The sequence below is a fragment of the Streptomyces apocyni genome, from assembly GCF_009739465.1.
Taxonomy (GTDB): Bacteria; Actinomycetota; Actinomycetes; order Streptomycetales; family Streptomycetaceae; genus Streptomyces; species Streptomyces apocyni.
Genome location: NZ_WHOM01000034.1, coordinates 54,011 through 68,944 on the forward strand (window position 1 = coordinate 54,011; position 14,934 = coordinate 68,944).

Sequence of the window (14,934 nt, forward strand, 5' to 3'; positions counted from 1 at the left end):
CGAGGGCTCGGCGTGAAGGAGCTCGAGCAGGCTCCCCGCCCCTCGGCGGGACCCGGGCATCGTCTCGGCGTTCGAGTGGGTGTAGGGGCGTAGAGAGAGGCGTTCGGGCGATCCGGTCCGGGCGCCTCTCGGCGTTTCTGGGGTCCTGTTTATGCGACAACGCGCATAGTCGCGTTTCCGCATGGACGCCACCTCCGCCCCGCTCGTACGGTCGTGGCGACCGGCCCGTAGAGGGCTCGTAGGAGGGGGTTCAGCATGGCCCGCGAAGAACTCACACGGCTCACCGGCAACACCGAGGGGGGGCGACTGCGGACAGGGTGACTGCCCGAACGTCTACCGCACCGCATCCGGCTCGTTCGTCGTCCAGGGCGATGTCTCCACCGCTTTCATCCCGCCCGCCGGGGAAGGGCTCGTGGAGATCCCCGAGGAAGTCCTGAGGGAGGCCGTCCATGCTCTTGGATGGTGAAGCCTGGGCGGACAAGTTCAGGACGTTCAGGACCGAAGCCTGGCGCCTTGAGACCCTGCCTCAGTACCTCGTACCGCAGGAAGCGGAAGAGTTCGCCGCCTTCAAGGCGGGGGCCCGCTTCCCCGGCCCGTACGAGGGCGCGTGGATGGCCATGGTCCGCACCCGCAACGTGGGCCGCGTCCACATCGTCACCCGACCCCTCACGGACTACCTGCGGTTCGAGTTCGAGCGCTACTACCAGCACCAGGCCCCGGCAGGGGAAGACATCCGCATCCTCGACATCACCGACCGGCCGAACCCGCTCCCCGATGTCCAGGACTTCTGGATGTTCGACCGCTCGACGGTCGTCCTCATGAAGTACGAGGCCGACGGTACGCAGATCGAGCGGGAGCTGTACGAGGGCGACCCCGCCCCGTTCCTCGCGTACCAGCGCATCGCCATCGCGGAATCGGTCCCGTTCTTGGAGTACGTGACCGAGTGACGTTCGAGCCCGAGCAGCTCGGCCGGTCCTCCCAGGAACTCGCCGCGACACTGCGCAAGCTGCGGAAGCAGGCCGGTCTCTCCGGGGACCGGCTCGCCGCGCGCTGCAACATGTCGCAGTCGAAGGTGAGCCGGATCGAGAGCGGGAAGGTGCGCCCGTCCCTGGTGGACATAGAGCGCATCCTCAGGGCCTTGGACGCTCCGCCGGCCTTGGTCGCGGAGGTGTCCGCACTGGCGCGCATCGCCGCGACGGAGTGGCAGGACGCGCGCTCGATGCGGCGGAAGGGACTGGACAAGAAGCAGCTTGAGCTGGCTGGGCTCGAAGCGTCTTCGACGGAGTTCCGGTTCTTCCTGCCGTCGATGCTCACGTCCCTGCTCTCGACCCCGGAGTACATCAGGGCCAGCCTTGCTCACATCCCCGGAGACCACGGCAAGGCCGTGGCGAGGAAGCTGGAGCGGCAGGAGATCCTGTACGACCGCCGGAAGAAGTTCACCTTCATCGTGACCGAGCAGGCGGCCCGCTCCCCGTTCGTCTCCTCGGACGCCATGGCCGTGCAGCTCGACCGGCTGGCTTCGCTGACCCACCTGCCGAACGTGCGCCTTGGCGTGCTCCCGATCGAGGCGCGCCTGCCTGGATGCCCGCTGAACACATTTACGGTGTACGACGGACGGTTGGCCACGGTGGAGACGACCGCCGGTGTGATCGTGTTCCGCGACCCGAGAGACGTCCGGATGTACCTCGATGAATTCGCTGGTTACGACGAGCGCGCCCTCTTCGGCGAAGCCGCGCGGGAACGGCTGGCCGAGTGGGCGACGGCGTTCCGTTCCTGATCTTTAGTCCAGTACGCGACTGAACCTCGAATCGCTCCCGGTCAGCGGGCAAGGATGCCGTGCCATCGGAGAACGCACGGGAGGCGTACGAGATGAGCAGCGAGCAGACCACCATGTCGGGGCCCGTACACCTGTCCCTTCCGTCTCCACCTCCGGACCCGGTGTCGGGTTGTCGTGAGTGCCTCGGCCTCGCGGTGAGCAGGGTGAACGCCACCTCGGTGGGCGACTGTTCGAAGGTTTCAGATGCGAACGTGGCCCTCCGTGCCCACCTGCGGAGCAAGCACGGGGGACGCTGATGGTGCGCGCGGTCCTGCGGTTCGTGACGCACCGGATCACGCGGCATCCGGACACGGACGTGACTTTCGAAGCGGAGTGCCTGCACTGCGAGTGGAAGGCGGAGCCTTCGCCGGACAGTGCGGCGGTCGACGTCGAGTGCATGAGCCATACCGGCCTGAGCAACCATCGCGGCTTTCGGCGGATCTGTACGTCGTTCGCCATGGTGGTGCGAGCGGAGTAAGGCAGGTGTTGTCCGTCCACGTACGACAACGGCCCCGACGTAGCCGGGGGCCTGTCTGAAACTGCTGTGCGCCTGACTCAGGCGCTCTCTCCCAGAGGGCTGACAGCCTGGGAGAGAGCGCCTGCGGCGACGGTGTCGTTCGCCTGAGTGGCTGCTCTCAGCGCGCGAGGTGACCTCTGGCTTCCTAGCTTGGCGGTATCCGCTGAAGAGGAGGCGCACATGCCGGGGAGTGAGCCACCTGCGGGTGGGCCCCAGTGGGGAAGTCCGAGTAGTGGTCGTCCCTCTTCTGAGCAGCCGACGTCTCCCACTGGGCCACTACAGAAGAAGCAGTGGGGTCGTGCCTGTCTCTGGGGGTGTGCCGGCGCCCTGGCCACGGTGATCGTCATCCTCGTGGTTGTGCTGGTGATCGCGCTGGGGGATAGCGACGAGAGCACGACTCCTGCGCCCGGTGAGACCAACACCGACATGACGCCGCAGGAGGCGACGCAGGAACCCCGGGGCGAACGAGCGGACCTCACCAGCTTCCAGCTCGACGATCGCTCAGAGGCCGGTATCACCAGTATCTGGGTCGTTTGGGAGCTCAAGAACAGCAGCAGCGAGAAGTCCAACTACTCATGGGACTGGGAGGCGGTCGACGCCAGCGGAACTCGACTGACGAACGGTTCTCAACTGGAGACCGACGTGCAACCCGGCCAGACCGCCCGGGGTGAGTACCCCACGACGCTCAAGACCGTTAAGGGCGTCAAGCTCAATATCACCAGCTTCAACCGCACCGCCAGCCACTGAACAGGTCGGCGGGTAAGAACCGCGCGCATCCTTTCCCCGCGCTGAAGCGTCTTGTGGGTTATGGAACTTGAGAAGCGCCCTGGTCAGCCGCCTGCGGGCGGAGGTTGCCTGACGACGGTCGTGCGCATTCCGGTGCGGATCGTGGTGCTGGTGCTGGTTGTGCCCTGCCGGATGGTGTGGGACGCGCTGGTCGTCTGCGGCCGGTTCGCGCAGCGGACGGTGCTGCGGCCGACGGGGCGGGCGCTTCAGTGGTGCTGGTGGACGCTGGTCGTCGGGCCGGTGGTGGCGGGCGGGCGTGGGCTCGGGCGTGGTCTTGGCTGGCTGGGACGGGTGCTGGTGGTCGCTCCCGCGGTGTGGCTGTACGGGCAGGTGCTGACGCCGGTCGGGCATGGGCTCGTGTGGTTGGCGCGGGGGATCGGCGCCGGGTTGGCGTGGCTGGGGCGGGGGATCGGTACTGGGGCTCGCGGGATCGGGACGGCTGGGCTGTGGCTGGGGCGGTATCTGTTCGTGGTTCCGGCCGGGTGGCTGTACCGGGGGGTTCTGACGCCTCTGGGGCACGGGCTGGCGTGGCTGGGGCGGGGGACCGGGGCAGGGCTCGGGTGGCTGGGGCGGGTGCTGGTGGCCGTGCCCGCGGTGTGGTTGTACCGGCGGGCGCTGACGCCTCTGGGGCACGGGATCGCGTGGGTAGCGCGTGGGATTGGCGCGGGGGTCGTGTGGGCGGCGCGCGGGATTGGCGCGGGGGTCGTGTGGGCGGCGCGCGGGATTGGCGCGGGGGTCGAGTGGGTGGCGAGTGGGATCGGCACCGGAATCGGGCTGCTGGTCGGGGTGCTCGTGGTGGTTCCCGCGGTGTTCGTGTGGCGGCGGGTGCTCGTGCCCGTCGGGCGGGGGGTCGCGGTCGTGGCCCGGGAGATCGGGGACGCGCTCGGGCACGCCTGGCGGATCGCCGGGCACGTGTCGCGGGCTGTCGGGCGGGCACTGGGCGGGCTGCTGCGCTGGCTGTTCGTGAACCCGGCGCGGTGGGTGTACGTGTCCGTACTCACGCCCGTCGGGCATGCCGTACGCGACACCGTGTGGCGCCCCGTCGCGCAGGCCGCGCGGGACGCGGGCCGGGTCGCGCGCCAGGTCGGTCAGGACGCGGGACGGGCCGCGCGGCAGGCGCTCACCGCCGCCCGGGAGAGCGCGCGGGAGACCAGGGCCGACATCCGGCGGATGCTGTTCGGGGCGGCGCGCGAAGCGCGGGAGCCGGTCCGGCTGGCGAAGCCCCGCAGGGAACCAGGCCTGGCCGAAGCACGTACTCTAGGTAGCGGTACCACCGCACTGACAAAGCTCACGAAGGACTAAGACACTGGGCAAGCGACAGCCCGAAGGCCCGCCGCCCGCACCTGCGGTGCAGCGCATCCGCCTGCGCTACACCAAGCGCGGCCGCCTCCGGTTCACCAGCCACCGCGACTTCCAGCGCGCCTTTGAGCGGGCGCTGCGCCGCGCCGAGGTCCCCATGGCGTACTCCGCGGGCTTCACCCCGCACCCGAAGGTGTCGTACGCCAACGCCGCACCCACCGGCACCGGCAGCGAGGCCGAGTACCTGGAGATCGCCCTCACCGCGCCACGGGACCCCGCCGAGCTGCGCGAGCTGCTCAACGACTCCCTGCCGGACGGCCTGGACGTCACCGATTCGGTCGAGGCCCGTGTCTCGGGGCTCGCCGACCGGCTGCAGGCCTCGGTGTGGGAGCTCAGGCTCGACGGTGTCACGCCGGAAGACGCCGAGAAGGCCGTCGCGGCGTTCCTCGCCGCCGAGACCGTCGAGGTCCAGCGACGCGCGAAGAACGGCATGCGGACCTTCGACGCGCGGGCCGCGGTGGCGGGCCTTGAGGCCCACGCCTCCGAGGCGCTCCGTCCACAGGCTGATAGGCCGGGGGACCAGCCCTGTGCGATACTGCGGCTGGTTGTTCGGCACGTGACGCCTGCCGTACGACCCGACGACGTCCTGTCCGGTCTCCGAGCTGTGGCCGACCTGGCGCCGCCGGTCCCCGTAGCGGTGACCAGGCTGGCGCAGGGGCCATTCGATGAAGAGACCGGCACGGTGACCGACCCGCTCGCGCCCGACCGCGAGGCAGTCACGGCCGCCCCCACTGTTGATCAGGGGACGGCGGGCTGACCGCCGCGGCAGCGCAGGTGCCGGAAGGTCCCGCGTAGGGACGGTCGCCGTAGCGCAGCCCTTTGACTCGGGAGCCACCTGGGTCGGGCAGCGCACTGCCCAGGAGACTTTCGCCAGGCCGTACGTACACCGCGTAGGGAACCGGCGAGACTAGACACAGAGAGCTCCCGTGCGGCGCCCGCGCCCCCGGACGGCGGTCCCGCGCATCGCGCGGTTGGCCGCGGACGTCACCGGACCAGCGCGGCGCCCGGGAGCGTGACGGGAGAACCGCCCGCATGCTCGAGCCGAACGACCCCGGTATGACCGGGGAAGCAGAGGATCATCGCACCACCCCAGGCGACAAACTGCCGCCCCGACGCCGCCGTGCCGCGTCCCGCCCCGCGGGTCCGCCCGTGGGGGCCACCGCGGACACCGGTGCTGCGGCCATACCACCCACCACCGGCGCTTCCGCCGCCGCAGGGAACCCAGTAGCGGTCGATGCGGCTGCCGCTGAGGCTCCCGCCGCCGCCGAGGAGGCCGCGCCGCGGCCTCGCCGACGGGCGACGCGCCGTGCGGCCGCGCCCGCCGGGGCGCCCAAGCCCGCCGAGGGAGCCGTCGCGGACGACGTGGATACGTCTGTCGGTACGGCTGACGACGGTGTCGCTACGGCTGACGGCGGCGAGCCCGCTGCCGCCGCTGAGCCCGCCCCGGAGGCCGCCCCGCGCAGGCCCCGGCGTCGTGCCACCCGCAAGACGACCGCCCCCGCTGGCGCCCCCGCGCGGACCGCGCCCGTGGAGCCTGCCGCAGCTGAGGCCGCTCCCGAGTCCTCCGTCGAGGAGGCCGCTGAGGAGGCCGCGCCCCGTGGGCGTACGCGCCGTCGTGCGACCCGCAAGGTGAGCGCCCCCGCCGGAGCGCCCGCGCGGAACGAGCCCGAGACCGAGTCGCTGACCGAGGAGCCCGCCGTGGCCGCCGCTGAAAGCGACGCGGCCGAGCCGCCCGCCGCCGAGACCCCCGCCGAGGAGGCCGCGCCGCGCGGCCGTACGCGGCGTCGCGCCACCCGTAAGGTCACCGCCCCCGTTGGGGCACCCGTGCAGTCCGAGACCGAGGAGCCTGCCGTGGCCGCCGCTGAGAACGAGTCGGCTGTCGCCGGTGCCGCGTCCGAGGAGCCCTCCGAGGGCTCCGTCGAGGAGGCCGCGCCGCGCGGCCGTACGCGGCGTCGCGCCACCCGCAAGGCGACCGCTCCCGCGGGAGCGCCCGCGCAGTCCACCCAGCCCGCCGAGGCCGAGCCCCAGGCCAAGGCACCCGCCGCCGAGCCCGAGCCCGAGGCCGCGCAGCCCGAGGCCCCCGCCGAAGAGCCCGCCGCCGACGCGGGTCCGCGTCGGGGTCGGCGTCGTGCGACCCGTAAGGCCGCGGAGATCTTCACCGCGCCGGTCGGGACCACCAGCGCCCCCGAGCCGGAGCAGGAGCAGGAGCCGGCGGCTCAGGAACAGGCCGAGGCCGCTACCGGGTCGCGGCGTCGCCCCAAGCGCCCCGCTGTCGCCATGTTCCAGGCGCCGGTGTTCACCGAGCCCATGTTCCAGACGCCGGAGACCGCCGCCGCCGCGGCCGCCGAGCCGGTCGAGGCCGAGGACGAGGAAGAGGACGTCGCCACCGCGGAGGTCGCGCCGGAGGAGCCCGTGGGCCGCGGCCGTCGTCGCCGCCGTCGCGGTGAGCAGGCCTCCGAGCCGGTGGCCGCTGCCGTGACCGCGCCGCCGCAGGAACCCGCCGAGGCCGAGGAGGAGGCCGCCGAAGCCGAGCACGAGGCCGGGGCCGAGACCGAGGACGGCGAAGGACAGGGCGAGCGGCCGGGCCGCCGTCGTCGTCGCGGCGGCCGTCGCCGTCGCCGTGGCGAGTCCACCGACAGCGACGCCGAGTCCGGCGAGTCGGACGAGGGAACCAACGACCGGACGGCCGCCGAGCGGGGCGAGGAAGACGCCGCGGACTCCGCCGAGCAGGCTGAGCAGGACGCCGAGGACGAGCGTTCCGAGCGGGGGGATTCCGGCTCCAGCAGCCGTCGTCGCCGTCGCCGCCGTCGTCGCGCGGGTGACTCGGGCCCCGAGGCCGAGCCGGGCGACGGCGACCCGGAGCGCACGGTCGTCAAGGTCCGCGAGCCGCGCAAGAAGGACGAGCCGAGCGCGCCGTCCGACGAGGTCCAGTCCATCAAGGGCTCGACCCGTCTGGAGGCCAAGAAGCAGCGCCGCCGCGAAGGCCGCGAGCAGGGCCGCCGCAGGGTGCCGATCATCACCGAGGCGGAGTTCCTGGCGCGCCGCGAGGCCGTCGAGCGCGTGATGGTCGTCCGCCAGAGCGGCGAGCGCACCCAGATCGGCGTCCTGGAGGACAACGTCCTCGTCGAGCACTACGTCAACAAGGAGCAGTCGACGTCGTACGTTGGCAACGTCTACCTGGGCAAGGTGCAGAACGTCCTGCCGTCGATGGAGGCCGCCTTCATCGACATCGGCAAGGGCCGCAACGCCGTCCTGTACGCGGGCGAGGTCAACTTCGAGGCGCTCGGCATGGCCAACGGGCCGCGCCGTATCGAGTCCGCCCTCAAGTCAGGACAGTCCGTTTTGGTCCAGGTCACCAAGGACCCGATCGGCCACAAGGGCGCCCGGCTGACCAGCCAGGTCTCCCTCCCCGGCCGCTACCTGGTGTACGTGCCCGAGGGCTCGATGACCGGCATCAGCCGCAAGCTCCCGGACACCGAGCGGTCCCGGCTGAAGTCCATCCTCAAGAAGATCGTCCCCGAGGACGCGGGCGTGATCGTGCGCACTGCCGCCGAAGGGGCCAGCGAGGACGAGCTGCGCCGAGACGTCGAGCGGCTCCAGGCGCAGTGGGAGGACATCCAGAAGAAGTCCCAGCAGATCTCCACCAGCTCGCCGAGCCTGCTCTATGGCGAGCCGGACATGACCGTCCGCGTGGTCCGGGACATCTTCAACGAGGACTTCTCCAAGGTCATCGTCAGCGGCACCGAGGCCTGGGACACCATCCACGGCTACGTCAACCACGTCGCGCCCGACCTGGTGGACCGGCTGTCCAAGTGGACCAGCGAGGTGGACGTCTTCGCGACGTACCGCATCGACGAGCAGCTGATGAAGGCCCTGGATCGTAAGGTCTGGCTGCCCAGCGGCGGCTCGCTGGTGATCGACAAGACCGAGGCGATGATCGTCGTCGACGTCAACACCGGCAAGTTCACCGGCCAGGGCGGCAACCTCGAGGAGACCGTTACCAGGAACAACCTGGAGGCGGCCGAGGAGATCGTGCGCCAGCTGCGGCTGCGCGACCTGGGCGGCATCGTCGTCATCGACTTCATCGACATGGTGCTGGAGTCCAACCGCGATCTGGTGATGCGTCGCCTGCTCGAATGCCTGGGCAGGGACCGTACGAAGCACCAGGTCGCCGAGGTCACCTCGCTGGGTCTGGTCCAGATGACCCGTAAGCGGGTCGGGCAGGGGCTCCTTGAGTCCTTCTCCGAGACCTGCGTGCACTGCAACGGCCGTGGCGTCATCGTCCACATGGAGCAGCCGGCCGTTGTCGGTGGCGGCGGTGGCAAGCGCGCCAAGAAGCGCGGCCGGGGTGGCGAGGCCGCCGCCGCGCCGGAGACCGGTGCTGAGCCGGAGGTCGAGACCGAGACCGAGGCGGAGGTCGCGGCTGAGGCCGCGGCGCCCGCGAAGCTGCCGGAGCCGGAGTTCGTTCCGGATGAGGAGCTGTACAGCAGCCGGGCCGAGGCGGAGGCCGCGGCGGGCCGTGGCCGCTCCCGGCGCAGGGTCAGCCGCAAGGCGTCGGCTCCGGCGGGTCCGGCCAAGGTGGCGGCCGAGCCGCCGGTGGCCACCGAGGCGCCGCGCGTCGAGGCTCCGGTGGAGGTCGCGGCTGAGGCCGAGGCCCCTGTCGCGGAGCCCGCCGCCGAGCGTGTTGCCGCCGAGGCGGCGCCGCGTTCCCGTCGCCGGGCTTCCCGTAAGGCGTCCGCGCCCGCGGGTGCGCCGAAGGCGAGCGCGGAGCAGGCTGAGGCCACTGCCGTGACGGCCCCTGAGGCCGTCGTGGAGGCGCCGCAGGTCCCGGAGGCCCCCGAGGCTCCCGAGCCCGCTCCGGCCGTCGTCGAGCCCGCTCCGGCCGTCGTCGAGGCCGCTCCGGCTGTCGAGGGCGTCGAGGAAGCGGCTCCCCCGGCGCGAGGCCGCCGTAGGGCCGTCCGGAAGGCGTCCGCGCCCGCCGGGTCGCCCAAGGCGTCCGCCGAGCCGGTGGCCGAGGCCCCTGCCGAGGTCAAGGCCGAGGTCGTCGAACCGGTCGCGGAGCCCGTGGCCGCGCAGCCGGTGACCGAGGCCGTCCAGGAAGCGGCCCCGCCGCGCCCGCGCAGGCGCGCCGTCCGCAAGGCGGCTGCGCCGACCGCTTCGGCGGAGGCGGCCGTGGTCGTGGTCCCCTCGGTCTCCCCTGAGGAGGCCGCGCCGACCACGGAGGCCGCGGAGCCCACCGAGGCCGCGGAGCCCACCGAGGCCGCGGAGCCCACGGAGGCTGGGGAGCCCACCGAGGCCGCCCCCGCCAAGAAGGCCGCCGCCCGCAAGTCGGCCAAGAAGGCCACCGCCAAGAAGGCCGCCACCAAGAAGACGGCGGCCACGGCGACGGCCAAGAAGACCGCGGCCAAGACCGTGGCGAAGAAGACGACGGCCAAGAAGGCCGCCACCAAGAAGACGGCGGCCAAGAAGACCTCGGCGGCGGAGCAGCAGGCCACGCCGTCCGTCTCCGCATCCGCCACGCCCCCCGACGGGGCCTGACAGCCCCGCTTCCGGCCCTGGTCCACGGACTGGGGCCGGGAGCGGGCTGGCGGGGGCTGGTTTGACCCTTTCAGGGCAGGCCCCGTAATCTAGACCGTCGGCGTCTGTTTAGTTGCGACGCCAACCTCTGAGCATCTCCCTCCCGCTCGCGCGGGAGAGGCCGCTTGTCCAATCCGGATCATCGGACCCCTCGGGGCCCGTGTGAGTGGCTGGCATCAGGGGTCCCGTTCCGAGCGAAAGAGAGATCCGCGTGTACGCCATCGTGCGCAGCGGTGGTCGCCAGCACAAGGTTGCTGTCGGCGACATCGTTGAGGTTGACAAGATTTCCACCGCCCAGGTTGGCGACACGGTAGAGCTCTCTACCCTGCTCGTTGTTGACGGCGAGTCCGTGACCAGCGACCCGTGGGTGCTGGCCGGCATCAAGGTCCAGGCTGAGATCGTGGACCACCACAAGGGCGCGAAGATCGACATCCTTCGCTACAAGAACAAGACCGGCTACCGCCGTCGTCAGGGCCACCGCCAGCAGTACACGGCGATCAAGGTCACTGAGATCCCCGCGGCTGCGAAGTAAGGGACTGAGGAGACATGGCACACAAGAAGGGCGCATCGTCCACTCGGAACGGTCGCGATTCCAATGCTCAGCGGCTCGGAGTGAAGCGCTTCGGCGGTCAGCTCGTCAACGCCGGTGAGATCATCGTCCGCCAGCGTGGCACCCACTTCCACCCCGGCGTCGAGGTCGGCCGCGGCAAGGACGACACGCTGTTCGCGCTGGCCGCCGGCGCGGTGGAGTTCGGTACCCACCGTGGCCGCAAGGTCGTGAACATCGTTCCGGTCGCCGAGTAATCTCGGTTCGTTAGAACGAATTCAGCGGAGGCGGACCTCACTTCCCCTTGCGGGAAGCGGGTCCGCCTTTCGCGTGTTACGAGTAAGACATTCCGCACGTAATTCTGGAGGCACCCCATGACCACCTTCGTGGACCGCGTCGAGCTGCATGTCGCCGCGGGTAGCGGAGGCCACGGCTGTGCCTCCGTACACCGGGAGAAGTTCAAGCCGCTCGGCGGCCCGGACGGCGGCAACGGCGGCCGTGGCGGCGACGTCACCCTGGTGGTCGACCAGTCGATCACCACGCTGCTCGACTACCACCACAGCCCGTACCGCAAGGCCACCAACGGCCAGCCGGGCGCGGGTGGCAACCGCTCCGGCAAGGATGGCCAGGACCTGGTCCTGCCCGTCCCGGACGGCACGGTCATCCTCGACCGGCAGGGCAACGTCCTCGCGGACCTGGTCGGCCAGGGCACCTCGTACGTCGCGGCCCAGGGCGGCCGGGGCGGACTCGGCAACGCCGCGCTGGCCTCGGCCCGCCGCAAGGCGCCCGGCTTCGCGTTGCTCGGCGTGCCCGGCCAGGCCGGTGACATCGTCCTGGAGCTGAAGACGGTCGCCGACGTGGCCCTGGTCGGCTACCCGAGCGCGGGCAAGTCGTCGCTGATCTCGGTCCTGTCCGCCGCCAAGCCGAAGATCGCCGACTACCCCTTCACCACCCTGGTGCCGAACCTCGGTGTGGTGACGGCCGGTTCGACCGTCTACACCATCGCCGACGTGCCGGGCCTGATCCCGGGCGCCAGCCAGGGCAAGGGGCTGGGCCTGGAGTTCCTGCGCCATGTCGAGCGCTGCTCCGTGCTGGTGCACATCCTGGACACCGCGACCCTCGAGTCCGACCGCGATCCGCTCTCCGACCTCGACATGATCGAGGCGGAGCTGGCGCAGTACGGCGGCCTTGAGGACCGTCCCCGTTTCGTCGTCCTCAACAAGATCGACGTACCGGACGGCAAGGACCTCGCCGAGATGGTCCGCCCGGACCTCGAGGCCCGGGGCTACCGCGTCTTCGAGGTGTCCGCGGTCGCGCACATGGGCCTGAAGGAGCTTTCCTTCGCCCTCGCCGAGCAGATCTCCGCGTCCCGTGCCGCCAAGCCCAAGGAGGAGGCGACCCGGATCGTCATCCGGCCGAAGGCCGTGGACGACTCCGGCTTCACCGTCACCCTGGAGGCGGACGGCACCTACCGCGTACGGGGTGAGAAGCCCGAACGCTGGATTCGGCAGACCGACTTCAACAACGACGAGGCCGTCGGCTACCTCGCCGACCGCCTCAGCCGCCTCGGTGTCGAGGACGAGCTGCGCAAGGCCGGGGCCCGCGCGGGCGACGCCGTGGCCATCGGCCCCGAGGACAACGCGGTCGTCTTCGACTGGGAGCCCACCGTCCTGGCAGGCGCCGAGATGCTCGGCCGCCGCGGCGAGGACCACCGCCTGGACGCCCCGCGCCCGGCGACCCAGCGCCGCCGCGACAAGCAGGCCGAACGCGACGAGGCCGAGCAGGAGTACGACGAGTTCAAGCCGTTCTGAGGTCCTGTCCGACCTCGGCGGCCGGGCGGTTCGACGCCTGGTCCGCCACAACGCCGAAGGGCTCCCGGAGTTGTTCCGGGAGCCCTTCGGCCGTATGCGTGGGTGGTCCTACACGTTGACTTCTTCGGTGTCGGTCGTGTTCGTGTCGCCCAGGTCGGCCGCGGTGTCCGGCTCGGGCTCACCGTCTTCGGTGAGTTGGCCTGGAGGCGTCTCGGCGGGGCGCGTCGCCATCCGTACCCGGCGGGCGTCGGCCTGCTCGCACAGGGCGCGGACCGCGGCGTTGAAGCGGTCGATGGACGGCGGGTCCGACGGGCCGAGGAGGCGTTCCTTGAGCTTGGCGCGGGCCTCCGCGAAGCGGTCGAGCTCCGGGTCGCGTACGGCCTTGAGGAGCGCCGGTACGGTGTCCGCGTCCGGGGCGAGGATGGCGGCCGCCGACACCGTCGGGAAGCTGTCCCGGAACTCCGCCTCGCTCATCCCCGACGTGTTGGCGACGGCGTACGGCTTGTCGCTGTAGAGCCAGTCGGAGACGACGCTGGAGACATCGCTGATCAACAGGTCGGCCTGATTGAAGCAGGTGAAGATCGCCGGGCGGGCGCCGATGACGATCCGGTGCTCCCACTCGGGGAACGACGCCCAGTACGCGGCCTCCCAGGCCTCCGTCGCCTCGGTCACCGCTGCCTCGCGGTCACCGTCCGGGGCGCCCTGCAGTCGCATGCGCTCCAGTTCGTCGGCGCTGACCCGGAAGGCCTTGCTGGTGAGCGCGTCGAGCTCGGCGGTGCGCCGGGCGAGCTCTCGGGCGGCCTCGGGTCCCGGACGGGCGCCCGAGCGCCGGGTGTTGGCCTCCTGGATCATCGCCCTGATGCGCTGGTCCGCCGCACCGGCGCTCGGGTCCTGGGAGCCGGTCATCGGGTGCGGCTTGTAGAGCAGCCGTACGCTGTCGTCGGCCAGCAGATGCCGGACGATGTTCTCGCCCGCCAGGACCACCGAGGTGTTGCCCGGGTTGCCGTCCCAGCCCTCCCAGGTGGGCGCGTACAGCACGGTGGTGTACGCACCGGACGGCGGGCCCGCGTAGGCCTGGATCGGGGACAGCTGGGGGCGCCCGACCTCGACGACGTCCCCGTCGTCGACGCCGATGTCGGCGAGCTGGTAGCGCTCGCGGGCCGCGGGGCCCGCCACCCACACCTCGTCGTACGCCTTGGCGTAGGGGTTGCAGGAGGAGAGCTTGTCGCTCTCGCCGTGGTTGATGAAGGCGTGCTTGATGGTGGGGATACGCAGCACCTGCGAGGTCTTCGCGGCGTTGGCCGGGTGCAGCATCATCCGCAGCGTCGAGTCCTCCAGGGCGTACATGTTCGTGACCCGGGGGATGCACAGGACCGGCACGTCAGTGGCGGCGATCTTTTGCACCATGAAGCGCTCGCGCAGCACGATCAGCGGCTTGCCGTCCAGCTCGGAGAGCGTGGAGAGCCACATGTTCGCCTGGTAGGCGGAAGTGGTGCCGCCGGAGAAGTACAGGGCGACGGTCGGCTGGTAGCCGGCCAGCCAGGCGTCCAGCCAGCGCAGCGCCTCCTGCTCGCCCACCGCGCGCTTCCTCGGCAGCAGCCAGCTGGCGAGATAGAGGCAGCCACCACCCATCAGCGCGATCGACAGGCCGACTCCGACAGCGCCCCAGACCAGGTCCGTGGTGAGCGCGGTCAGCAGCAGCCCCGTGGTGGCGGGCACCACGAAGGTCAGCAGCCGGTGGCTCTGGCGACGGGCCAGGATGCGAGGGGGGGCATCGGTCAGCCGCAGCGCGGAGGCGTCGACGTTCCGGGTGACGAACGGCAGTTGGCGGGCGCGGCGCACCAGGATCGCGGCCGCCTGGCACGCGAAGTGCAGGGCGTAGAACGCGATCAGCGCCACGGTGAGCGGGGAGCTGACCCCGGCGCCGATGTCGTCGCTGTTGAAGAGGCCGATCAGCAGCAGCGCGTCACGGAGCAACTGCCGGACCGTGACGTCGAAGCGGATCTTGCCGAGTACGGCGGTCAGCCGGGGGTTCTTGTACTGCAGGAACAGCTCGAGCGCGAGACCACCCGCGGACGCCACGACCAGCAGTGGCACGATCGAGGTGAGGGCACCGACGAGCTGGGCCGTGAAGAACGCGAGCATCGCGGACAGCGCGAGAAGCTGCACTGCGCGGCTTGCGAGGAGCTGTACGACGCGACTGGCGCGGCTGGGGACGAGTCCGGCAGAGGGCACGGGCTGGGGCTCCTGCAGAGGGAATGAGGGGCGCGGCGACAGGGTCGGGCCCACAAGCGGGGGAGTCTGACCCCTGACCGTATGACTTCAAGTGCCGTCGTAGCAATCTGTCGCGGCATCGATCACCTGATATCGACACAAACAGGGTGAGCTCCCGAGGCGTTCTCTACGGGCTCGGTGGGTGCTCGGCGGGTGCCCGGCGGTCTGACGGTGAAACGCTGCGGCGTCGCCCGCCCCCTCTCGCGTAGATTCAGGGAGCGGTACGGGCAGTACGGGCAGGTCGGAA

11 protein-coding genes and 1 pseudogene are annotated in these 14,934 nt (G+C 71.2%); 11 read left to right on the forward strand and 1 reads right to left on the reverse strand.

What is annotated here, in order from left to right:
• The first annotated feature begins 255 nt into the window (after positions 1-255).
• From GCN81_RS32145 to obgE, 11 genes and pseudogenes are all read left to right on the forward strand, one after another.
• Positions 256-466, forward strand: a pseudogene (locus GCN81_RS32145) (hypothetical protein).
• Positions 450-947 (forward strand): DUF6879 family protein, encoded by a 498-nt coding sequence (locus GCN81_RS02755; RefSeq protein WP_156721808.1) that lies wholly within the window; start codon positions 450-452, stop codon positions 945-947. The pseudogene GCN81_RS32145 and the gene GCN81_RS02755 overlap by 17 nt, the downstream one beginning before the upstream one ends.
• Positions 944-1,777 carry a helix-turn-helix domain-containing protein gene (locus GCN81_RS02760; RefSeq protein ID WP_156721809.1) on the forward strand — a complete coding sequence of 278 codons (834 nt, stop codon included), beginning with the start codon at positions 944-946 and terminating at the stop codon, positions 1,775-1,777. Before GCN81_RS02755 ends, GCN81_RS02760 begins: the two co-directional genes overlap by 4 nt.
• Before the next feature lie 295 nt (positions 1,778-2,072).
• The gene (locus GCN81_RS02765) at positions 2,073-2,294 is read left to right on the forward strand and encodes a DUF7848 domain-containing protein (RefSeq protein WP_197287449.1); all 222 of its coding nucleotides are present in this window, start codon (positions 2,073-2,075) and stop codon (positions 2,292-2,294) included.
• A 375-nt stretch (positions 2,295-2,669) separates the two neighbouring features.
• Positions 2,670-3,080, forward strand: coding sequence for a hypothetical protein (locus GCN81_RS02770; protein WP_156721810.1), 411 nt, complete (start codon positions 2,670-2,672; stop codon positions 3,078-3,080).
• 60 nt (positions 3,081-3,140) lie between these two features.
• Positions 3,141-4,421 carry a hypothetical protein gene (locus tag GCN81_RS02775; RefSeq protein WP_156721811.1) on the forward strand — a complete coding sequence of 427 codons (1,281 nt, stop codon included), beginning with the start codon at positions 3,141-3,143 and terminating at the stop codon, positions 4,419-4,421.
• Positions 4,422-4,467: 46 nt separating this feature from the next.
• The gene (locus GCN81_RS02780) at positions 4,468-5,235 is read left to right on the forward strand and encodes a TIGR03936 family radical SAM-associated protein (protein ID WP_156721812.1); all 768 of its coding nucleotides are present in this window, start codon (positions 4,468-4,470) and stop codon (positions 5,233-5,235) included.
• 275 nt (positions 5,236-5,510) lie between these two features.
• Complete coding sequence (locus tag GCN81_RS02785; protein WP_156721813.1) at positions 5,511-10,016, forward strand: Rne/Rng family ribonuclease; 4,506 nt, start codon at positions 5,511-5,513, stop codon at positions 10,014-10,016.
• A 250-nt stretch (positions 10,017-10,266) separates the two neighbouring features.
• Complete coding sequence (gene rplU, locus GCN81_RS02790) at positions 10,267-10,587, forward strand: 50S ribosomal protein L21 (RefSeq protein ID WP_156721814.1); 321 nt, start codon at positions 10,267-10,269, stop codon at positions 10,585-10,587.
• A 14-nt stretch (positions 10,588-10,601) separates the two neighbouring features.
• The gene (rpmA, locus tag GCN81_RS02795; RefSeq protein ID WP_156721815.1) at positions 10,602-10,859 is read left to right on the forward strand and encodes a 50S ribosomal protein L27; all 258 of its coding nucleotides are present in this window, start codon (positions 10,602-10,604) and stop codon (positions 10,857-10,859) included.
• A 117-nt stretch (positions 10,860-10,976) separates the two neighbouring features.
• A complete protein-coding gene (gene obgE, locus GCN81_RS02800; protein WP_156721816.1) occupies positions 10,977-12,413 on the forward strand; it encodes a GTPase ObgE in 1,437 nt (478 codons plus the stop codon).
• A gap of 108 nt (positions 12,414-12,521) precedes the next feature.
• Here the strand turns inward: obgE and GCN81_RS02805 are convergent, their stop codons facing one another.
• On the reverse strand, positions 12,522-14,648 hold the full coding sequence (locus GCN81_RS02805) for a hypothetical protein (RefSeq protein WP_407697931.1): 2,127 nt from the start codon (positions 14,646-14,648) through the stop codon (positions 12,522-12,524).
• Positions 14,649-14,934: the final 286 nt, after the last annotated feature.

Excerpts from the sequence above, each read along its gene's own strand:
- GCN81_RS02755 (WP_156721808.1), top strand. The coding sequence starts at position 450 with ATGCTCTTGGATGGTGAAGCCTGGGCGGACAAGTTCAGGACGTTCAGG.
- obgE (WP_156721816.1), top strand. The coding sequence starts at position 10,977 with ATGACCACCTTCGTGGACCGCGTCGAGCTGCATGTCGCCGCGGGTAGC.
- GCN81_RS02775 (WP_156721811.1), top strand. The coding sequence starts at position 3,141 with ATGGAACTTGAGAAGCGCCCTGGTCAGCCGCCTGCGGGCGGAGGTTGC.
- GCN81_RS02765 (WP_197287449.1), top strand. The coding sequence starts at position 2,073 with ATGGTGCGCGCGGTCCTGCGGTTCGTGACGCACCGGATCACGCGGCAT.
- GCN81_RS02785 (WP_156721813.1), top strand. The coding sequence starts at position 5,511 with ATGCTCGAGCCGAACGACCCCGGTATGACCGGGGAAGCAGAGGATCAT.
- rpmA (WP_156721815.1), top strand. The coding sequence starts at position 10,602 with ATGGCACACAAGAAGGGCGCATCGTCCACTCGGAACGGTCGCGATTCC.